Here is a 22,109-nt window from a genome sequence, read left to right as displayed (position 1 = left end):
TTCAGCATCAGATGGCGTCTTCGATTAGTGTCAGATCGCGGCCACGTGTCTCCGGGGCGACGAAAGTGGTGAAGAAACCGATAAGCGCCATAACGCAGAAGTATACTGCCAGCGGAACCCAGGATTTCGTTGCCGCGAGCAGCGCGGAAGCGATCATGGGGGCCGTGCCGCCGGAAAGAATCGAGCCGAGTTCCTTGGCGATGGCCATCATCGAATAACGGTGCTGGATGCCGAAAAGCTCCACGCCGTATGCGGCCTGCACGCCGAAGATGCCCAGCGAACCGAGGCACATGCCGACGATGATGACGATGCTGACCACCAGGGTGTTCTTGCTCTGCAATGCCCAGAACGCCGGGAAGGCGTAGATGGCGAGCAAGGCGCAGAACGCGCGGTAGGTGATGCGGCGGCCGAATTTATCGGAAAGCCAGCCGGAGAACGGGATGACGGCGAAGCCCAGGATTGAGGCGATCATCACGGCTGTGGTCGGCACGGATTTGGAGACGCCCAGCGTCACGACATAGCCGACAAGGAAGCTCTGCGCGATATAGGACGGGCCGTTCTCGCCGATACGCAGGCCGAGCATGACGAAGAACGCCTTCCAGCCGCCCTTGCGTTCTTCCGGCTTCTTGCCAGACTTGGCGAGGATGGCCTCTTCCTGCTTGCGCTTTTCCTGATACGAGCGGAAGGCTGGGGTCTCCTGCATGGCCTGACGCAGATAGACGGCGAACAGCGCGATGAGCACGGAGAGGATGAAGGGGATACGCCAGCCCCAGGCGATGAGCTTGTCGTGAGGCAGCATGAGTACCAACAGCCAGACCACGGAAGCCAGCAGCGTGCCGGTGCTCGAGCCTACGCCGATCAGCGAGGAGACGAGTCCGCGGTGTTTGACCGGTGCATATTCCGCCAGCATCACAGCGCCGCCGGAAAGTTCCGCGCCTGCGCCGAAGCCTTGCAGGATGCGGCAAAGCACAAGAAGGATTGGCGCCCAGATGCCGATTTGCGAGTAGGTGGGCAGCAGGCCGAGGGCCGTGGTGGCGATGCCCATCAGCATCACGGTGAAGACCATGACGAATTTACGCCCGCGCTTGTCGCCGACGCGACCGAGTACAAAGGCGCCAATCGGGCGGGCGATGAAGCCCACGGCATAGGCCGCGAACGAGGAAAGCAACGCGATGACCGGCGTCTGCTTCGGGAAGAACAGTTCGCCGAAGACCAGGCCGGAAGCGAGGCCGTAGAGGGCGAAATCGACGTATTCCATGGTCGTTCCGAGCCATACCGAGACGATGTTGGTCCAGAAGCTTTTGCGGCCTTCTTTGGTGCGGAAGTTCAGATCGCTGACTTGCGGCGAGGCCTCGTTTGGCTGAGCCCCGTGTTGTTCATTGCTCATTTTCTCTCCTTGGCTTTGAAGCCTGATGGCCTGCCTTGGCCATCGTAAAATTCATATCTGAGTTGATATGAATGTTTGCAATTGGCTATTCTACGCGCGTAAACCTTTCAAGGCAAATTCTGCTTTCGCGCCTTTCTGAAAAGGTGGGGCAAGCCCGAGCAAACAGGCCGAACTATTGGTTTGATAATCTTTTTGTCTTGAATACTCGAATCCGTACTTTGGCCTATAACCCGCGTTTGGCAATTACCCCGAAACGCATGTTCCCAGACCAGATGGCCGGGGAACATGCGTTTATGCACTGTCTTGCTGGCAGCGTTGATACCAACCGGTAGCGGGATTGACGTTACCGGTTGGTATCAGTCGCGCTTGCGTGCCGGCAAGAGGCAAAGCGCCGCGAGCGAAAGCGCGACGGCCAGTATGGCCATCGGCAAAATGGTTGAACCCGTTGCGGCGAGCTTGGAGTCGGCGTTTGTATGATTTCCGTGATTCGTCGTAGCGGCCTGTTGGGAGCTGGGTTTGCCCGCGTTCTGCACGGTCGATGCGGAGCCCGCAGCCGCAGCTGTGTTTGGAGCGCCTTCGGCCGGCGACGAGCCGGTATGGTTCTGACCCGGAGTCGAAAGACCGGGAGCGGATGAAGGGCTGTTCGAGGGGTTGTTTGAAGAACCGTTTGCAGGGTTGTTTGAAGAACCGCCTGAGGGACCGCCGGGAATCTGCGAAGATTCGCCGGTTCCTGCCGGGTTCTTCGTCCATACCGCGGTCAGCGTGATGTCGTGAAGCACCGGGGAGTCGAACGCATACTTCTGCCCGTCGAGGTCCCATTCCTGGAACGTATACCCTTCCCGGGTCGGGTTCTCGGGTTGTGTGGCCTTTGCGGGCTTGCCCGGCTGCCATGTGCGGGTTTGCGCCGGCACCTTGCTGCCGCCCTTCGAGTCGAAGATGATATGGACGGTCCTGTAGGTGGGTGTGCCGATATGCGAGGAATCGACAGGCCGGCTGGGCATGGGAGAGCCCGTCGTGCTCTTGCGATGGATGCCGAGGTTCCTTGTCAACGTCCACAACGGGTCGGTGAGTAAGGCGCTCGCGGGCAGATCGAACGTGGTGCCGATGTAGTCGCCTGCGGCGTTGAACTCGCCAAGCGTGGGGTCGAAGTCGGTCCCCGCAACGGTCTCCGCGAGCCCGCCCGCCTTGGGCTCCTGGGTGTTCGAGGTCTGGATGACCACGTGGACGTTGCTGTCGCTGGGCAGGTTGTTCAGCGACCACGAGCCGTTGGCATCCGTCGTGGCGGTTGTGGTTCCGTCGACGGTGCTGGCGAGTTTTGCCCCGCCTGAGTCCTCGACCCAGACCTTCACGCCCTTGGCTCCGCGTTCTGAGGAATCATGGACGCCGTTGTGGTTTCGGTCGTACCAGACGCTGCCGGAGACGACTCTGTTGACGAAAAGCAGCGGGGCCACGACGTTGTTGTTCCTATCGCCCCAGTGAATGGTGGATGAGGCGCTTGCCGTCGCGGCGCTTTTCAGTGTCAGATTGAGTTTCACGAAGCTGTTCGAGGGCATGCTGCTGCTGATGAAGGCGATTGCCGTCGGAGCGAACACCGCTCTCGGCAACGCGATGTTGCCGTTGCCGTCAACGGTGAGCTGAGTCCACGAATCCACTTCGGTCATTGAGATTTTGTCGGATGTCTTGTCGGCGTATTGGGGATCGGTGCTGTAACGTACGACTGGTGTGCCAGCACTGCCCGCATTCAAGCTGAGGGAAACGATATCGGAAACAAGATTCGCCGGGATCGTCATGATGCCGGTCGTGGTATTGGCCGTTCCGGTGAAGTTGCCGTACATGAGCTGAATCGGAACGTTGTTGCCGTGATCGAAGACGCCGTGCGCTCGCAGGCCGATGGTGGACTGGTAAAGCTTGGTGACGCCGATGTTGGCTGCTCCCTTGGTGTGAACCCAACCGGTTACTTCTGAGGTATCGGCGTTCAACGATATGGAGTCGCTGGCGTGTACATCGAGGTTGGGGTCGATTTCATCGCCCATCTTGACCGCGAATCGGATGAATACGGTTTTGCCGGTCTTCATCGCCATGTTGTGCCACGCGTAACTGTGGTTCGCCTCGTCGACGGATGGCGTCAGCGCTGTGCCTGTTGCGGTTTGCCAATCTGTGCCCTGGGTCCAGTCCTGAGAGTTGCTGAGTAGGGTCGCGGAACCCGGAACGTAATACGTTTGGGTAATTCCCGAAAGAGTCGCGATGATGTCGGCGTTGAGCTGCGCGTTGGGAAGCTTGTCGGACTTGGGAGTGGTAGCAAGCAGATAGGTGACGGTTCGGTCGTTGTTGTCGGTATCGATCTTCTCATGATCTGCCTTCACCGTTGTGGTGATGGTGCCGGCCATGGCTTTGAGGTGCGGATGGCATCCCGTTGTGTGGGCGTGATTGGGCACAGCGGTGAACGCGATGATAGTTCTGAAATCGGTGTCTTGGAACCATGCTGACCAGCTATTACCGAGCGCCGGTGGGCTGCTGAAATGATTGTTGACCACGTCTTTTTGCGTCCAGGCGTAGGCCGTCGAATCGAAGGTGTATTCGGTGCCGGGGGTTGCCTTTGTGGTCAGAGACAGGTCCATGTGTGGCATGTTCATAGCTTGGCCGTTGCCGTTGCGGACGCTGACTGCGCCGACGATGACGCCGTGCGAAGCCGCTTCCGCCTCCGTCTTGTATAGAACGACGTTTGAGATATCAGCATTGGCGCGTTCGGCCGTGTCGGTCCAATCCTGCCCGTCGGGTTTCACGGCCCAGAACATCTGAGTGTTTGCGTGGTCGGTGTCGGTGTGGTCGGGGGCAGCCTTCATGATGCCACCGTCGAAACGGATGAATGTCGCCAGATATGCCGGGTAGGAGGCCCCTCCATATTGCTCGACGAACAAGTCGTATCCGTCGGTGCGCATGGGTTCCTTCACCGTTTCACCGATGGCCAGGTCCTTGTCGACCGGATAGCAGAAATTTTCCCCAAAGGTGATGTCCTTGGCGAAGCCGTCTTTGTCGTTGATTTGGGGAAGGCTGGTCGGCGTAGCCACGGTGCCATCAATACCCCGAGCGACGATGTTGGTGATGTTGCCCTTGATGTGCCAAGTGTTGTTGACTGTGTCGTACGCAGAAGGCGGAATGTCGGATCGGACGGTGATGACGATTTGCTGGCCGGGCGTGTAATTGGCGATGTGGACTGTGTCGTGTGCGCCGTCTTGGGTTTCTGTCACCGTTGGGCCGCCTCTTGCGGGAATGGGGGTGGTTAACAAATGATAAAGATTGAGTGGGTTCTCCCTTGTGGGAGCCTCAGCAGTGAGCGAGGCATGCAGGTCGAGGTCGAATGACATCGGACTGGCCAGGGGCTCGCTGCCCACTCCGCCTTCCGCTCCGACGGAAAGCGTGATGGCGTCTTGTTCGAAACGGCTCGAAACGTTACTGCCGACTTGGGTTTTCTTCACGTCTGCCTTCACAGTTGGAGCGGCTGTTACGGTGACGTCGGGAATATTCGTGATGCTTTTTACTGCCGGTGCCGCGGAATCCGGTCCGGAAGGCTCCACCCAGATGCTTGCCTTGGGATGGAACGCAAAACCGTTCTTGTTTGCGGCGTCACTGTCCAGCTTCAGATACACGTAAAGGCTGGACGTCCCCGGCACCACGGTCTGCAAGGATTCCGTCGGAGTCAGCGTTCTATAGGCAGTCCATGTTCTGACATTGCCGGAGACCGTGTCGGTGGGGGTGAATCCCTCGTCTTTGTCCATCCAGTTGGTGCGTGTGGGGTCCGCGTCCACGTCCACATCCTTTGGCATGGTCATGCGGAAGCCCACTCGCGCGTGGCGGTAGTAGGTCGCTGGCTGACTTGCTTGGGTGGAATAGCCGAAGTTGTAAAAGACTTCATCGTGGCTGCGCACCTTGTGGTTCGTAGCTGAGGAATCATGGCCGGTTGCATCGTCGGAATCCAGGGCTTTTATGAACCCGCCATCCTTCAACTCGTCCAACGTGAAGCTGCTTATCGTTGCGTCTCCAGCCGCCTCAGGCCGGTCTTTGACGACATCGTCTCTGGTCAGCTGGGGGGGGGATTTCGGTGTCAGTGCCGGTGCGCTGCTTTGCGGGGCGATGCCGTCGGATGGATGGTTGGCGGGGATGCTCGCGGTGGCAGGGTTGATGGATGTGCCGGCGGATTGCTGTGCCGGTGCGCTGGATCGTGGGCCCTGGCTTTGAGTACTCTCGTGGACTTTCAGATCGTTGCCGTCGCTGGCGTCATTCGGCTTCGCCGTATCGGCCCTCGAAGCCTTGCTTCCCTCGCTGCCGGGGTTCGTCTGAGCCGACGTCGAAACGGAACTGCTGCTTGCGGAATTGTTTTGCTGCGCCGCAACTTCATCGGCGTTCGCAGCGGGCGCCGCCAACATAGCCAGCGCGATGATTCCAGCGAGTAATGAAGCCATCTTTTTATTATTCGAAGTCATCAAAAATATCGCTTCCCTCCATCAATTTTCATATTGATGTCTATGCAAATTTTAGTGTAAAGTATGTACTACGAAAATCGAATGATGGATGTCGGGGAATAGCGAAAGGCCGTATGATGTTTCGTTTTTACAGTCTCTGGCGATACTGTCGGTAAGCGGTATCTGAATGCGTTTCAGGGATGGTTCCCGGCGCGATTATCGTTGCTGCCGGTAAACGGTGCGCAGCCGCAGCTAAAAGTCACTTTTTTGACGGTGGTGTCGGGAAAGTGCATTTTGGCGTTGGTAGGGGTCTCTTTTTTGACGGTGACGTCAGAAAAATGCACTTTGGCGACGGTAAAAGTCCGTTTCCGTGCGTTGATATGCTCGGGAAGGCAAGGCGTGCGATGGCGGCATCGTGAACTTCCCGTGGCAAGTTGGATTGCTTGGGGATTTAATTGAATCCGATAATATTTTCGGCTACGTAATAACCCATGCGGATAATCCAGCGGCCGACGGAACCAGGCAGATTGATGGCACGGGAAGGCAGTTGACGGCGCACGTCGCGGGCGATCCTCGGCGAAACGGCCCGCTGGTTTTCCCAGAGTTCCTGCTTGATCTGATAGTTCGCAGACTTGCGCGAAAGGATGAGGAAAACGCTCGCCACTACGCTCTCGATGGAAAGGAAATGGATCATATAGCGGTAGAGGCCGGGCGAGACGTTCTTGCGTTCAGGGGTGGCGGCGACCATCGTGCGGTTGACGCGCACGAGCTGGTCCACGCGCCGGATCATCACGTCGGTCTGCACGCTCTGGCCGTCGCGGCCGATGAAGTAGTGGTAGAACGGGGTGCTGATATACATCAGCGATTTGACCCACGGGAACGGCTGGTAGGCGTAGATGAAATCGACGTAGAAGGTGTGCTCGGGCAGCTGGGTCTGGGCCGCGCGCAGCACTTCCGTGCGGAAAATGAGCGCGTGCATGATCATATATTGTGCGATGCCGAAGTGCCGCAGATCGTTCCAACCCAAACGTTTGTCCGTGTCCATTACGTTGTCGAATTTGACGACGTGCTTGCGTTTTTTACCAACCTTGTCGTAGACGTAATCGGTTACGAACATGTCGATCGGCTCGCTGGCGCTGCGCTGTCGGCGCATTACATTCATCAGTGCATTGAGCGATTCTGCGCCCACCCAGTCATCGGCGTCGACGACCTTCAAATACATGCCCTCCGCATTGGCGATGCCGGTGTTGACCGCGCCACCGTGACCTTTGTTTTTCTGGTGAATGACGTGAATGATGCCGGGTTTGTCGGCCGCAAGACGATCCGCAAGTTCCGGGGTGCCGTCGGAGGAACCGTCGTCGACGATCAGCACTTCGATGTCATCGCTGTCCCGATTGGCCGTCAACGACGAAACGCAACGTTCAAGGTAGGTGTCCATATTGAACGCCGGCACCACGAAAGTCAGCGTTTTCAAGCTAGTTTGCGGCATGTTCCCTCATTATGGCAATTCGCCGCGTTGGTGCGCCGAACAAGCCTAATTTACCATGCAATCCCGAGAATGACGGGGGTGTCCGCACGAGTTGTGATTTTCCCGTCATAAAAATGCGCGGAAATGCGCGAAAACATTATTGGATTGTTTTTATTATAATTTGTTCACTGCTGGTGATTTTGTGGCTTTTGGGGGCTTTTGTCTCGGTGTTGAAGGCGTTGCCGGTATCCGCGGGTTACTTTTGGCGTCGATGTTTCGAGTATCGGTATCTGCGTTAACGGTATGGTCGGTGTCTTCGCTGCTGTTGCCGCTATCGTCCGATTTCCTGTTAGCGACGTCTCCGTCGTCCGATTTCCTGTTGATGGCATCGCCATCTCGGGTATCCGTTCGCTTGCTATTCTCTTGTGTTTTCCTGCCGTCGGCTTTCCCGTCGTCGGCTTTGCTGTCATCCTCGGTGCTCAGGTCGTTTTCAAACCGCAGCTTCGGCTTGGCTTCGAGGCGCGAGAGGCCGTACCAGGCGAGATTGACGATGTGCGCGGCGAGCTGCTCCTTGCTGATTTTCTTCTGGTGCGCGGCCCAGTACTGGCCGGTGAAAACGGTCATGCCGACGAGCATCTGCGCGTAATATGGAACACCCTTCGCCGGCAGCTTGTGCTGTTTGAAGGCTTTGGTGAGGATTTCCTCCACGCGCAGGCTCACATCGCCGAGCAACGAGCTGAATGAGCCGGCCGGGTCGGTGGTGGGGGAGTCGCGCACGAGCACGTTGAAACCCTCGGAGTTCTCTTCGATATACGTCAGTAGCGCCAGCGCGGTGCGTTCCACAATCTGGCGCGGATGGGTGTCGCCGGCCGAAAGTGCGTCGATAAGCGTGCTCGTCAGTTTCTGCATTTCTCGATCGACGATGACGGCGTAAAGCCCTTCCTTACCCCCGAAATGCTCGTAGACGATTGGCTTCGATACCTTCGCGGCGGCGGCGATCTCCTCCACGCTCACCGCTTCGTAACCTTTGACGGCGAAGAGCCCGCGCCCGATGGCGATGAGCTGTTCGCGGCGCTGGTACGAAGTCATTCTTGAAGCATTCGACATAGTTATATTGTAAGTGACGCACACCCAAAGTGGGGTGTTGAAAATGGGATTGGCTTAATTGCGCGGAAGTGATTTTAAACGTCCCGGTTCGGGTGTGCGACTTTCTGCGTCGTGACTCACACTAACCCATGGTTACCAAAAGATACTGTACGAATTTCCATGGTTTCTTTTGGTAACCATGACTTAGTGTGAGCGTGTGCCGAACATCCTGCGTCTGGTCTCGCCAATAATCTTGAACTATGAGTCTTACTATGAATCCGATGCTTATTGTGGTGGCGCTCGTGGTTGTCGCCGTCATCCTCATTGCTGTGGCCGTTCTGGTGTCACATTCGCACAAGAAAAATGCCGCAAACGCGCAGAATGCCAACGTTTCCGAAGATGCGAAAAATGCCGAACCTGACAAAACGCAGAAGAAGGCCGAGGCCAAGCCAGGTCCGTCCGGTGAAGAAACTTCTGCGAAGTCCAAGTCTAAGTCAGAGGCCGACTCCAAATCGAAGTCTGAGTCCAAGTCCGACTCCGGGTCCAAGCCGAAGTCGGAACCCGAGTCGAAGGTCGAAGTTCCGGAAACCAAGGCCTCCCGCAGCGTTCGTCTCAAGGAGAAGCTCAGCAAGTCGTCGAATCCGTTCGGTAAGGCGCTCTTCAACATTCTCGCCAAGGACCAGCTTTCCGATTCCGATTGGGACGACGTCGAAGACACCTTGCTTCTGGCCGATGTCGGCAGCGAGGCCAGCGAAAAGCTGGTGGGCGAGCTGCGCAACGACGCCCGCATCACCGGCACCTCCGACCCGAAGGCCGTGCGCGAGGCATTGCGATCCAAGCTCATCGACATGGTCAATTCCCAGCCCGACCGTGCACTCAACGCGGACAAGCCCGATGCCAAGAAGCCGAGCGTCATCATCATGGTCGGTGTCAACGGCACCGGCAAGACCACGACCGCCGGCAAGCTCGCGCGCCTCTTTGTCTCCGAGGGCAAGAGCGTGATGCTCGCCGCTGCCGACACCTTCCGCGCGGCCGCCGCCGACCAGCTCGAGACCTGGGGGCAGAAGGTCGGCGTGCCCGTCGTGCGCAGCGAAAAGGAAGGCGGCGACCCCGCTTCCGTCGCGTTCGACGCTTCAAAGCAGGCCAAGGAACAGGGTGTCGACGTGCTAATCATCGACACCGCCGGCCGTCTGCAGAACAAGGCGAACCTGATGGACGAGCTCGGCAAGATCCGCCGTGTCACCGAGAAGAACCTGCCAGTTGACGAGGTGCTGCTCGTGCTCGATGCGGTCACCGGCCAGAACGGCATGGCGCAGGCCAAGGTCTTCGCGCAGGCCATCGGCATCACCGGCGTCGTGCTCTCCAAGCTCGACGGCTCGGCCAAGGGCGGTATCGTCATCTCTGTGCAGCAGGAGCTGGGCGTGCCCGTGAAGCTGGTCGGCCTCGGCGAAGGCCCCGACGACCTCGCCCCCTTCGACCCGGAAGGTTTCGTCGACGGCATCCTCGCCTGAGTCTCGGATTTATCGTTAGTGTGCAGCGGCCGCAAATCATCCCAAACGGGTTGGTGTGCGGCTGCTTGCGTATCCGCGCGGTCGTCTCACGCGTCGTTAAGCAGATTTGTGGGTCTGGTTTTGTGTGATTTTCTCTGTAAAAGAGTTGGGGATGCAGAGTTAATCACGTTTTTGCCGGAATTTCGTGATTATCTCTGTAAGTGGTGTGGGGTTGCAAGGTTAATCACGTTTTTGGACGTTGTTTCGTGATTATCTCTGTATGTGGCATTGGGGGTTGCGGAGTTAATCACGGTTCTGCCGGTATTTTGTGATTTTGTGCTTAAATGCTGCAGAAATGGCGAAGGGGCCAGTTGCAACGACTGAACTATTTCTAGGTGCAAGTAACCATCATGTTTCGATAAGGACGCGAGTTTTACATCGCCGTAATCTCGCGTAAAACTTCTCCTTACGTTTTCCGTGTTTCATAGGCGCATACGGTTCAAGACGCGGCGGACCCCGTCGCGTGAGACAGGCCGGAGAGGGGAAACGCGAAATGGATACCGGAAATGCCGCATGGATGTTGGTCTGTGCGTCGCTCGTCTTTCTGATGACGCCCGCAGTGGCGTTCTTCTACGGGGGCATGGTGCGCCGCAAGGCCGTGCTCAACATGCTCATGCTTTCCGCGGGGGCGCTCGCGGTGAGCACCATCATCTGGGCCTTGTGGGGTTGGTCGATTTCCTGGGGCGGCAAGGATATTGGCGGTATCTTCGGCAATCCGGCCTCCGGCTTTCTGCTCGGCGACACGATGAAAGCCGGCAAAGGCGGCGTCTTCACCGCCACCGGCCTCACGCCGAACGGCAACAAATACCCGGTGAGCATCGACGTCGCTTTCCAGCTGGCGTTCGCAATGATCGCCGTCGCCCTGATTTCCGGCGCTCTCGCGGAACGCATCAAATACAGCACATGGATGATTTTCGTGGCCATCTGGATCACGCTCGATTATGCGCCCATAGCTCACATGGTCTGGAACGGCGGTATCCTTTCGCCTGATGGCCCCATCTCAAAGTTCATCGGAGCGCCTGTCCATGATTTCGCCGGCGGCACCGTCGTCCACATCAACGCGGCCGTCGCGGCGCTGGTCATTGTCCTCTTGATCGGCAAGCGCAAGGACTTCGGCAAAGCGCCGATCCGCCCGCACAACGTCCCGTTCGTGATGCTCGGCGCGTTCCTGCTCTGGTTCGGCTGGTTCGGCTTCAACGCAGGTTCCGCTTTCGCGGCCAACGGCACCGCCGGCTACGCCTGGGTGAGCACCTCGCTTTCCGCAGCTGCAGCGATGCTGACATGGGGCTTCACCGAAAAGATTCGCACGGGTCACTACACGGCCGTCGGTGCGGCTTCGGGCATGGTGGCCGGTTTGGTCGGCATCACCCCAGCGGCCGATGTGGTCTCCCCGCTTTGGGCCATGGTCATCGGCGCGATCGTCGGCGTCTTGACCTGCCTTGCGTGCGGGCTCAAGTTCCGCTTCGGCTATGATGATTCCCTCGATGTGGTCGGTGTCCACGGCGTCGGCGGCCTCACCGGCACCATTCTTATCGGCTTCTTCGGCCAGGGCACCGGCCTCTTCGCCGGTGGCAGCTGGCGTCAGCTTGCGGTGCAGGTGGTTGTCGCGATCGCGGCTGTCGCCTACTCCGCTGTGGTCACGTTCGTCGTCGCGTTCGTATTGCAAAAGACCGTCGGTTGGCGGGTCAACGAAGGCGAGGAAATAGCCGGCGTCGACCTTGCCGACCAAGGCGAGAGCGCGTACGATTTTGCAGGTAAGGCTACCGCTCTCCTCAAGGAGATGAAGTAATGAAACTGATAACAGCGATTATTCAGCCGCAGAAATTCGACGAGGTCAAGGAGGCCCTTGCGGTCGCCGGCGTCGAAGGCATGACGGTCAGCGAAGTCAACGGTTGCGGCGAACAACACGGTTATACCGAGGTCTATCGCGGGGCCAGTTATTCGGTCAACCTCATCCCCAAGATTCGCGTGGAGGTGGCGGTGCGCGACGCCGATGCCGATCCGTTGGTCGACATCATTGTGAAGACCGCGCGTACCGGCAACATCGGCGACGGCAAGGTGTGGGTCCTTCCGCTCGATTCGGTCACCCGCGTCCGCACCGGCGAAACCGACGTCGACGCTATTTAGCACGATCTAATTACAAAAGTTGGTTAGCCTGATGCAGGACACCAGGCTAACCAACTTTTAGCTGACTTCGAAGTTACAAGGCATCAATCATGTCTTTTACGTCCTGCACGCTACCCACGTATTCAGTGGGGTCAGTTTTCACATATCGACGGCCTCGGCTCTTGCCTTCGGCTTTAAGGGTGCCGTTGGCGATTTGCTTGGCAAAGTAGCGCCGAGCTGTACGAGCGTTTACGCCGGCAAGTTCCGCGACCTCTGTGCTATTTGCCCAACCTTGCTTTTGCAACAAGAATTGTGCTGCATCCTCAACGCTGGAGAAAGCCAGACTTTTCGTTTCAATTTTTCTTGTCGCTTTTAATTCCTGATTTTTCTTGTTTTGCTTTGCCTGCGCCGGTTGGTTGAAGTTTCCATTAGCTGATGGGGTCTCAGATTCACTGGATTCGTCTGGTTCCCCGTTGCCTCGCCTCTCGTTATTGCGTACGAGCGGTACGAAAGCCTTGAAAATCAGGCCGTCTTGCAGGCTTGGTGTGCCGCCGGAATATATCTTCGTATAGTGCACGAGATTGTGGACCCCGCTGCCCAGTTCGTCTGCCAGCCCGATTTGAGCGAAAAAATCGGCGATGATCGGGTTCTTGGGAATCGGTGTGAAGTTTTTCAGATTGATGGGGCCTTCGAATACTGGGCGGCTGGCATTGCTGGTTTCGATGCCTTTTTCGGTCACGGTAATCTGCGCGGTGATTGGGCTCAGATATTCACGGTGGATCAAAGAATTAGACACCAGCTCTCTGATGATGATGTCTCGCGGACTTACCGCATAGTCGCCGTTGAGGGCGAAATTATCGGGGAGAGCGCGCCGCAGGAATTCCGATAGCTCGGTATAGGCATCGACCAGATTGGTACGGCACACCAGACGGTCGTCGAATCGTCGTTTATCTACACGCCTCACCACGGCATCGGTTTTATATGTGGGCAGCACGTCGGCTATAACATCGTCTTTACCCAGCAGCAATACTCCTGCGAGCGTAATACCTTTCTCTCCGGTGCCACGGTCGTTCATATAGAGTCTGGCGCTTCGTAACAGTTCCTTGTTGTCGAGTTTCTGCCATGGGTGTCCTGGTCTGCGGTTCGCGGCCATCGTTCGGACGCGGGCAAGCAAATCGGCATCAAGATCATCCATACTGACACCTTTGTAGATGCGCTGCTCGGTATAGATATTTTGTTTGCGCAAATACATCTGTGCGATTTGCATATCCCCGTTGATTCTGACATCCGCATCCGCCAAGCGATCGTAAACCTGTCCTTTATAGCGGCAAACAGCAGAACTCGCTGGAACCCAGATGCGAATCACGGTTTTCCCGTGATAATTGAACCGCTCGGTTTCCACTAAGGTCGCAGGCGAAAACAGTTGCGGGTTCTGCGTCGCGTTGGCTATGTTTCGTTCGATATCGAGTGCCGCATCGGGCGAGGTGATCCCCGGTACCGAGCCGTCATCGTCAACGCCTAAGTAGATGGAGCCACCCATATGGTTGGCGAAGGAACATACCGTTTCGTATGTATCGTTTTTGGGTTTGGTGGAACATCTTTTGAATTCAACCGTCGAAGTCTCTCCGATTGACAGCACGTTTTCAAATTCTCTAGTTTCCATATTGTGCCTTCGCTTCAATATGACATTGTTGTATCAATATTATTCCGGACATTCCGGACATTTTCCGGACATTTTGGGTGAAAGCCGGACAGTTTGCGGACATTCCGGACATTTTCCGGACATTTCGGGTGAAAGCCGGACAGTTTGCGGACATTCCGGACATTTTCCGGACATCGTTCTGGATGCTTTGAGCGGAATTTGAACATTAGCTGGACAATCGGGATGGAAACGGACATCTGTTTGTTTATCTCTGAGAGCTATAAAACGTTTGATGCTTTTATCGGCAATATCACATTTTAAATGGCACAGAACAGAACATTTTTTGTTTCATTGATATTTTATTCAGTATAAATACTGATTGTAGAATATCGAAAATCACCTACAAAATAAACATTTCTGTATAAATTGTATTGCTGTTCACTGCTTTTTATAAATGAGACAAATATCATATCAATGTATAAATATGTCTAATTTTTCCTGAACTTGCCTGTCTTATGGAACCCTCACACTAGTACGCGTCAATTTCCTTCGTGAGGTACTTATTTGGTAAACGCACGTATTGCCTGGAACGACAATTTGATGGATAGAACTTGAAAAGAATGATATTTATACGCATAAGCGAATAAATATGAAAACTTAAATTTCGATGTCATCTGATGTTGGGGAGGTGATGACGACGAAGTCGAACGATTTTATAAATACAAAAATATCCAGAAGGCGGCTGGCGATCCCACGCTGTGGCCGCCTGTTTGCGGCAGTAATCATCGTGGTGTCCCTTTTGGTGGGAAGCAGCGCCCTGAACCCGAATATCGCCGCCGCCGTTTCCGGAAATATCAACGCTTTCGCGCAGAACGTCGCAACGCAAGACGCAACGACAACTCAGAACGTCGCAATGCAGGATGCAACGGTAACTCAGAACGTTTCGGCGCAGGACGCAACGGCAAACCAGAACGTCGCCGCAACGCAGGACGAAGCGGCGAATCTCGCCTCGGGCAACAACGAGGCTCCCGATGCCGGGGAAGACGTGACCATCGACGATTATCCGGCTCTGTGCGTTCAGGACACCACCAGCGCGGTTCCAGCGGACAAGCGCGTGGACTGCAAGCCGAAGCTTTACAAGTTCCTCGCCAACAACAACAAGATGCAGGGCGACGGCGTCGATGACGAACTGCGCATCGACTTCGTGCTGCGCATGCCGCACGGAATGGTGAACCCCAACTGTGTAGCGGTCAAAAACGCCTCCGATTACGGCGGCAACGGCCAGAGCAAGACGAAATATGCCAGTGGGGAGAACCCGAACGTCGACTGCGGCATGCAGATGCTGGTCTCGCAATCCGGCGCGCCCGGAACCAATCCCTACACGCAGCTGACCAGTTTCCCGTATCTCAACACCTACGCCGGCGACAGCGACCGTACGGCGGATGCGGATGCGCAGCAGGCCGCCGTCAACTGGGCGAGCAACCAGGGTGAGTTCTACACCATCCACAACGTCCTTGTCTCCGGCGATTACGACTACCTCACCATTTCAATCGAGGGCGACCTCTCCTATACCGGTAAGACATTGGACGCGACCAACGTCGGTGGCACCGAATACGACCAGTACGTCTACGCGGTGGCCGCGCCAGGCCGGCAGATGAGCGGCAAGACGCCGGTCAATAACTACAGAACGTATTACTATTCGTCTCTCGATTCGCGATATGTCACCAATATCAGCGAAGGCGTGCCCGCGTATATGTACGCCAACCAGTGCAATTGGGGGACGGGCACGGCGGCGCAAAAGGTGCAGCAGTGCAACGGTCCTACCTCCCATATCGGCTTCGACGCGCACCCAACCCTTTGGAGCGGCGGCCAGGCCAACTGGGGCTTGGTGACCGACTACGGCTTCCCGAGCCAAGGCACTGGCGCGGGCGTGGCCCCGGCCAACTCGTTCTTCGTCTTCTGGTACAACATCGCCGCCCGCTGGAACTCGGCTTACCCTTGCTCTCGTAATACGTCGTTCTATTACCAATGGTTCGGCCTCAGGGACGGCAAGGATTGGGTGCCGGTGAAGTCGCTGACCCCTACCGCGGTGCGCGTCGACGGGCAGCAGGCCTATACCGATTACGGCGGCAACGACAGCTATGCGGCACTGAACAGCCCGAATAACGCCTGGCACAACTCCAACCCCAACCATCTGATGGTGCCGGGTGCGGGAACAAACCCCAAGATTGCGCAGGACGCCAAAGGCGATATCGATTTTGGAGCCATCAAAAAGACTGACAAACTTGACGGTTACTTCAAGCTCGTGACCTGGCCGATCACTACCAATCCCGGGGTCGGCAATCAGAACAGCGCCGCGGCCTACGCGGGCTGCGTGGTGCAGAACACGCCGACCGGCGGGCAGACGCTGAGCGTCCACGACGCCTACAACCCGCTTTACAACAATGCCGATCCCGCCCATCCGCTGACCGTCAGGGAGGGCATGTCGCAGGAAGAGACCAACAGGCTGATGTCCACCGGCTGGACCATCGACACCGCGTTTGCCGACTACAGCATCCCGCGTCCGGCTCGCCCGACCATCAATCCGTTCGACGGCTATGTGCCGACCAGCTCGCGCACCATTACGGGCACGGGCATCCCCGGCGATACCGTCACGGTTTTCGCCGAGGACCAGTCGCACATCATCGACCTCAACAAGCCCAATGATCCTGCGACCCGCGGCATCAGAATCGGTTCCGTGCCCGTGAACGCCAAGGGCGAGTGGTCCATTCAGGACAATCGCAAGATCGACACCAACGTGCAGCACTCCATCCGCTACCATGCCTGGCAAACCGAGCGCAGCGACTTCAATATCTCTTCGCTCTTCTCGAACGTCGTTCAGGGCAATTTCCTGCTTGAAACGAACAAGAACCCCGAAATCAAGCAGCTCAAGGTGCCGCACGCCGTGCGCAACAAGGCCGGTAAAAGCGAGATGCCGGCGGATGCGAAGGTGAGCATCAAGGGCTCCGTTGAGGCGTTGCACGAAAGCGACACCATGTCGCTCTACGTGGTGCCGCAGTCCGGCCCGGTCGGCGAAGGCGAAGCTCCCAAGGGCTCTTGCGATAGCCCAGACAGTCCCAACGGTTTGGACGATGCATGCCGGTTGCAGGGCCCTGAGCCGCTCAGCTCGCTAAGCAGCTCGCTGCATCAGGAAGGCGATTTCCTGCTTGGCGATTGGTCGTACAGCTTCCCGGTTTCGACATTCCGAAAGGGCATATACGACAAGAAAATCCTTTACACCATCATCGCCGTGCTCGATAACTCGGACACCCACGTCCTTTCGTTCGGCCGGGTTTTCAACCAGCTGATCGATACCTACCCGACGGCCGTCCAGGTCACGTCGGTCAGCCGTAAGAGCGGTATCGACGGGACTGTGACCGACACCGCCCACTCCGGCCTTGATCCGTCGCCGGTCAGCCAGCTTAAGGGAATGGAAGGCAACCATGTCACCGTGACATGGCCGGACGGCAGCGAAACCAGCACCACCACCGACAAGGACGCGAAATGGCATATCGACGTTCCGACATTCATGCCGCCAGGTCGCTTGACCGTCGCTTCGATGGATCGCGCCGGAACGCTGGACTTCGTCTACAACATCAACACGCTCGCCGAGATTTCCGGCAACGAGCCGGGCAACCAGTCGGATGCCGTTACCGCTTCGCTGGATGGGCCGGAACCCGTTTCCGCGCTGCCGTTCACCGGTTGGCGGCAGTGGTGGCTGCTGGTTGTCACGGCCGTGGCGGCGCTCGCCGGTGCTGCGGGGTATGTCTACCTGACCCGATTCAGGAAAAGGGTTGGGGCGCACGTTGGAGGGCGCCACGGGGCGCATGTCAGACGGTGAGTTCGCGGCTTCATTGTCGGTTCCGGGTGGATGGATTCCGTGTTTTTGGCAGGAATACTCATGCGGATCCAGCGACGCGTTCACTGTCTCGTCGTCGGTTTCGTATGAACGGGCTTCTGTTTCACGGAAACATCCGTTTGAGTGCCGTGATGGGTCGGAATGCTTGCTTGCTCTTGCGCAAACCGTATGTGCCAATCCACAAACCAATGTAATACAAAATTTAAAGATTTGACCTGACGAAACCTTTGAAAACAAAGGCGAAAAGGGCCGATAACCAATATCCGTACCAAGTGAGGAAAGAAAGACAGGGTATATGAGTTTCAAAACCACCATACGCAAGCTGGCCGGGGCTGCGCTCGCCGCCGCCACGCTGCTGGCAGTGGCCCCGATGGGTGCCGCGAACGCAACAGGGGACGGCGACATCTCCGTTCCGACCGCCGTCTCGGGCTCGTACGCAGGCGAGACCATCACCATCCAAGGCGACAAATCAATGCTCGAAGGCCACCGGTTCAAGGCCGTACGCATCGGTACATATGTGAACGCCAAGGGCACCGCGAACGGGGACGGCACGACCGGATTGCTGAACGCCGTATCCGTCGGCACCGACCCGCAACTGCTCAACGAGACCTCGAACGCGCTGCGAACGGTCAAAGGCGGATCTGCCGAAGATTCGGAATATCAAGGCAACCCCGTCGGCGAAGTCGCGGCCAAATGGCTCGGCTACCCGGCGCAGGCGAACGGCGATACGCCCAACGAGGACGCCACTTCCAACAGCGGCAGTGCCGTGAACGCTTGGGATGGCAAGCTGCGTCAGTTCGTCAGCAACGTTTTCTACACCGACAAATTCACGAGCTTGGTGAACGCCGCCGAGGTGAAGTCCGCTGTTTCCGCCGACGCCGACTCCGGCGACAAGACGACCTTGAGCATTTCCGGCCTGCTGCCGGGTATCTACATGGTCGATGACGTCACCGGTGAAGCGGGTGCGTCCGGAAAGTCGGGTGCACAAGCCCCGAAGGCCGCCGGCAACTCCATTCCGATGCTCGTGAGCACCGGCATCACCTCGGCCGGTGTGGTCTACAACAAGATCGGCTCTACGGGCGAGACGCTCGGCCTGGTCGATATGAAGAACGACGCACCGACGGTCAGCAAGGAACTGGATTCGTCCAACAACTACAGCAACAACGTCTCCATCGGCGGCAAACTGCATTATAAACTGACCGGTAGCGTCCCGCTGACCACCGGTTTCCGCCGTTACATCTACACTATGGTCGATCGCCCCGCGCAGCTCGGTCTGCATTATATGGCCGGTTCCGAAAAGGTGACGATTGGCGCCACCCAGCTCAGCGCTGCAAACGGCGACTACAAGGTGACTTCCCATGCCGCCCCCGCTGGTCGGTTCCAGGACATTGCCGGTGACGATTCCACCGATTACGTGGTCTTCGACCTTTCGCCGAGCATCCTGAAGTTCCATTACCGGGACTCGATCGTCATCACCTACACGATGTCGATCACGGATGACGCTGACGGCGGCCAACTTCAGAATGGCGCAACGCTCAACTATTCGAGCGATGTCAACAAACAACCGAGCGCTGCGAATCCGACCGATCCGACCGTCGCCGCCATCGACCCCGCCACCGGCAACGTGATTTCCGACGGCACGGGCAGCGGTTCCGGCGGCTCCGGCAGCGCAGGCAACGGCTCTCTCGCCTCCAACGCCACCAGCCCGCAGAACCCCGCTTCAGTGGCGAGCTTCCGCAAGTTCTCGGTGATCACCAAGTCCAAGCTGGCATGGGACGCTGCCAAAAGCGAGAAGGAGCGGGACGCTGTCGCCGGCTTGCAGGGCGTGAAATATCAGCTGTTTGCGGCCGGTACTTCCGCCGCTTCTTCCGAAGCCAAGTCCGGTGCCGTTGGCGCGACCGCCGAAGCTGGGTCCACTGGGGTGAAGTCCGGCGAGGTGTCTGCCTCCGATGGTGTCTCAACTCGCGATGCTTCGGCTGACCGTGCGCTTAAGTTCATCAAACTGGGCGACGGCCACTACAAGTTGGTCGCCGCGCAGAGCGCCACCAATGCCGCCTTCGTTTCGGATCTCGAGGTCGGGGCCGACGGCATGCTCACCTTCGACGGCCTGGGCGAGGGTGATTACGCGGTCAAGGAAATCAACCGTCCGGCGGGCTATTCCGACACCTTCATGCCCAGCTTCAAGGTGCACGTTGAGGCTGACGCCACCGATGCCGCGAAGTCGGCCTATACCAACGAAAGTGATGCTTGGCAGTTGGTCTCGGCACACACCCAGGCGGTTTCGAGCGAAACTCCAATCGTTGTTTTGGCTATCACCTCAATCTCGCAGCTCCCGATGACCGGTGGTGCGGGCATCATCCTCGTGCTGCTCGTCATCGTGCTGCTGATGGTGGCCACAGCCATGCTGATCTTCGTCCGTCGTCGCTTGCGCGAGGAGTAAAACCTGATATTGAGCCGAAATCATCGTGTTCCGATGATTTTCTGGCTTGCGATATTGGCATAAATGCAAGAGCGCAGCACGGAACGATATCAATGACAAAATGCTGCTTCCGTGCTGTGCACTCGTCTTTTTCGCCGATTCGGCCATCGTTTGATTGGCGGAATTCCAACGTCTCTTAAAGCTGCCGATTTTCTATCGACAGCACAGAACGCGAAAATGTCGTCAATGTGCGTTGAGTGCTGCGTTTCGAGTGCAAAATTTTTGATTATCGGGAATAATTGTCGTAATGCTTACGGCCGCGACCCGGTGGCACGGATAACCTCCATTCCTTGCGCCATCAATACTCAATGCCTCATTGTCTTCGGCACCCGCCAGTCCATTTTGGGTTATAGGCCATTTCGTGGTGTTTTTGAATTGATATTTTTGCCCATGGCCTTTAGGTGCTGAATACCAACTTCTTATTGTCGTAATCGTCGAAAAGGCAGGAATGCTGATTCTCTGCGATTTTTCGGTATTCGGTGCGTCCAGTTTTGGCTTTCATGCTCATTTTTGAATCTTTTCGAAGAGGTCAGATTACCGCTGGCTTTTCCTCGCTAAAAAAATAGCAGCATGAAACGCTTACTCCCACAAGGCCAAACCCCGATCTTAAGCACCACATTCTGGCCTATAACCCTCCATTCCCGATTTTTCATGTCGATTATTTTTGGCTATTCACCCATAACGAAACCAGCGATTGGGGGTTGACTTTGCGATTGTTCGAGTTCGATGCGATTGTGCGTGGCGAAATACCCCCACCGAATCGCTTTCGCAAAATTGTCATACGCATTGTCGACGTGTTGCTGGTTTTCTGTGCCGTTTCGTTGGTTATTGCCATCGCGTGGTTCCCGACGGTCTGGACGATTCAGACGTATCGGCAGAACAAACTTGTTGATGATTCCGTGAGTCGTGTCGAGCGTTGGCCGCAGGGCAAGGTTGTCAACGAATACCATCGTGCCCAGGCATATAACCGACGTATAGCAGCTTCCGGCCAGAAGGCATTGGGGGAGTTCGTAGATCCGTTTGCGGCTGGTGGACCCGGCGGTTCATCCGACAAGTCCGGTCAGTCTGGTTCGTCTGGTTTGTCCGGTCAATCCGGCTTGTCCAATCATTCTGGTTCGTCCGATGCGTTCGGTCGATCCGGCTTGTCCGGTCGATCTGGTTCGTCTGATCAGTCTGGATCGTCCAATCGGTCTGGTTCGCCTGGTTCGTCCGATGCGTTCGGTCGATCCGGCTTGTCCGGTCAGTCTGGTTCGTCTGATCAATCTGGCTTGTCCAATCGATTTGGTTCGCCTGGTTCGTCCGATGCGTTCGGTCGATCCGGCTTGTCCGGTCAGTCTGGTTCGTCCAATCGGTCTGGATTATCAGGCTCATTTGCTTCTTTGCCTACCAAGCCGCAAACGCAAAGCGAGAATGACCGCGAATACCAAAACCTTCTGAACGTTGGTGACGGCGTGATGGGCAACATCCGCATTCCCAAGATTTCGGTCAACATGCCGATTTACCACGGCACTTCCGACGACGCGCTGCTTCACGGTGCCGGCCACCTTTACGGCACGAGCCTGCCGGTCGGCGGCCCATCCACGAACGCAGTTTTAAGCGGTCATCGCGGCCTAAGTAGCGCCTTGTTGTTTACGCGCCTCGATGAGCTCAAACGCGGCGACATCTTCTACGTGCAGACGCTCGGCCGCACGATGGGTTACCGCGTCAGCGCAATTCATGTCATCGACCCACAAGACACCCACCTTTACCGCGTGGTGCCCGGGCGCGACCTGGTGACGCTCATGACCTGCACCCCCTACGCCATCAACACCCAGCGTCTCATCATCACCGGCACCCGCCAGTCCATTCCCCACCCGATTCCCAATCCAAACAATGCAAAAGGAGATCCCATGCTCATCGCCATTCTCGTCGCCCTAGTCGTCCTCGTCGTCGGCCTCATCGCCGTCAAACTTTCGCGCCGCAACTTCGTCCCGGCTCATCATCGCCGTTTTGATGTTGCCCCAAACCATTTTCGTCGTCACCCACTCGAGGCA

General features: G+C 57.0%; 11 protein-coding genes and 1 pseudogene. 7 read left to right on the top strand and 5 right to left on the bottom strand.

The window, feature by feature from the left end; all coding sequences use genetic code 11:
• Positions 1-7: 7 nt before the first annotated feature.
• From OZX67_RS08825 to OZX67_RS08810, 4 genes are all read right to left on the bottom strand, one after another.
• Positions 8-1,387, bottom strand: a complete 1,380-nt coding sequence (locus tag OZX67_RS08825) for an MFS transporter (RefSeq protein ID WP_277142684.1) — start codon at positions 1,385-1,387, stop codon at positions 8-10.
• A gap of 356 nt (positions 1,388-1,743) precedes the next feature.
• Positions 1,744-5,847, bottom strand: a complete 4,104-nt coding sequence (locus tag OZX67_RS08820; protein WP_277142682.1) for an InlB B-repeat-containing protein — start codon at positions 5,845-5,847, stop codon at positions 1,744-1,746.
• A gap of 451 nt (positions 5,848-6,298) precedes the next feature.
• Entirely contained in the window at positions 6,299-7,336 is a 1,038-nt protein-coding gene (locus OZX67_RS08815; protein WP_277142679.1) for a glycosyltransferase family 2 protein, read from the bottom strand.
• A 153-nt stretch (positions 7,337-7,489) separates the two neighbouring features.
• Complete coding sequence (locus OZX67_RS08810) at positions 7,490-8,404, bottom strand: TetR/AcrR family transcriptional regulator (RefSeq protein ID WP_277145068.1); 915 nt, start codon at positions 8,402-8,404, stop codon at positions 7,490-7,492.
• 278 nt (positions 8,405-8,682) lie between these two features.
• On the opposite strand from OZX67_RS08810, the gene ftsY reads away from it, so the two are divergent.
• The 3 genes from ftsY (at position 8,683) to OZX67_RS08795 (ending at position 12,078) form a co-directional block, all read left to right on the top strand.
• Entirely contained in the window at positions 8,683-9,912 is a 1,230-nt protein-coding gene (gene ftsY / locus OZX67_RS08805; protein ID WP_277145066.1) for a signal recognition particle-docking protein FtsY, read from the top strand.
• A 532-nt stretch (positions 9,913-10,444) separates the two neighbouring features.
• Positions 10,445-11,740, top strand: a complete 1,296-nt coding sequence (locus OZX67_RS08800) for an ammonium transporter (RefSeq protein ID WP_277142677.1) — start codon at positions 10,445-10,447, stop codon at positions 11,738-11,740.
• On the top strand, positions 11,740-12,078 hold the full coding sequence (locus OZX67_RS08795; protein ID WP_277142674.1) for a P-II family nitrogen regulator: 339 nt from the start codon (positions 11,740-11,742) through the stop codon (positions 12,076-12,078). Before OZX67_RS08800 ends, OZX67_RS08795 begins: the two co-directional genes overlap by 1 nt.
• A gap of 73 nt (positions 12,079-12,151) precedes the next feature.
• Here the strand turns inward: OZX67_RS08795 and OZX67_RS08790 are convergent, their stop codons facing one another.
• Entirely contained in the window at positions 12,152-13,720 is a 1,569-nt protein-coding gene (locus tag OZX67_RS08790) for an RNA-binding domain-containing protein (RefSeq protein WP_277142672.1), read from the bottom strand.
• 778 nt (positions 13,721-14,498) lie between these two features.
• Between OZX67_RS08790 and OZX67_RS08785 the strand changes: the two genes are divergently transcribed.
• From OZX67_RS08785 to OZX67_RS08770, 4 genes and pseudogenes are all read left to right on the top strand, one after another.
• Entirely contained in the window at positions 14,499-17,579 is a 3,081-nt protein-coding gene (locus OZX67_RS08785; RefSeq protein ID WP_277142670.1) for a hypothetical protein, read from the top strand.
• A gap of 313 nt (positions 17,580-17,892) precedes the next feature.
• Positions 17,893-20,037, top strand: a complete 2,145-nt coding sequence (locus tag OZX67_RS08780; RefSeq protein WP_277142668.1) for an isopeptide-forming domain-containing fimbrial protein — start codon at positions 17,893-17,895, stop codon at positions 20,035-20,037.
• A 1,059-nt stretch (positions 20,038-21,096) separates the two neighbouring features.
• Positions 21,097-21,513, top strand: coding sequence for a hypothetical protein (locus tag OZX67_RS08775; RefSeq protein ID WP_277142667.1), 417 nt, complete (start codon positions 21,097-21,099; stop codon positions 21,511-21,513).
• Positions 21,489-22,019, top strand: a pseudogene (locus OZX67_RS08770) (class C sortase); the annotation flags it as partial. The gene OZX67_RS08775 and the pseudogene OZX67_RS08770, both read left to right, overlap by 25 nt.
• Positions 22,020-22,109 lie beyond the last annotated feature (90 nt).

It is taken from the genome of Bifidobacterium sp. ESL0728 (assembly GCF_029392015.1).
Lineage (GTDB): Bacteria > Actinomycetota > Actinomycetes > Actinomycetales > Bifidobacteriaceae > Bifidobacterium.
The sequence above is the reverse complement of the archived record's forward strand: the minus strand, read 5'-3'. Positions and strand labels throughout refer to the sequence as shown.

Coding starts and splice junctions, on each gene's coding strand:
- OZX67_RS08810 (WP_277145068.1), bottom strand. CDS start 8,404: ATGACTTCGTACCAGCGCCGCGAACAGCTCATCGCCATCGGGCGCGGG.
- OZX67_RS08795 (WP_277142674.1), top strand. CDS start 11,740: ATGAAACTGATAACAGCGATTATTCAGCCGCAGAAATTCGACGAGGTC.
- OZX67_RS08820 (WP_277142682.1), bottom strand. CDS start 5,847: ATGGCTTCATTACTCGCTGGAATCATCGCGCTGGCTATGTTGGCGGCG.
- OZX67_RS08815 (WP_277142679.1), bottom strand. CDS start 7,336: ATGCCGCAAACTAGCTTGAAAACGCTGACTTTCGTGGTGCCGGCGTTC.
- OZX67_RS08800 (WP_277142677.1), top strand. CDS start 10,445: ATGGATACCGGAAATGCCGCATGGATGTTGGTCTGTGCGTCGCTCGTC.
- OZX67_RS08790 (WP_277142672.1), bottom strand. CDS start 13,720: ATGGAAACTAGAGAATTTGAAAACGTGCTGTCAATCGGAGAGACTTCG.
- ftsY (WP_277145066.1), top strand. CDS start 8,683: ATGCTTATTGTGGTGGCGCTCGTGGTTGTCGCCGTCATCCTCATTGCT.
- OZX67_RS08780 (WP_277142668.1), top strand. CDS start 17,893: ATGAGTTTCAAAACCACCATACGCAAGCTGGCCGGGGCTGCGCTCGCC.
- OZX67_RS08825 (WP_277142684.1), bottom strand. CDS start 1,387: ATGAGCAATGAACAACACGGGGCTCAGCCAAACGAGGCCTCGCCGCAA.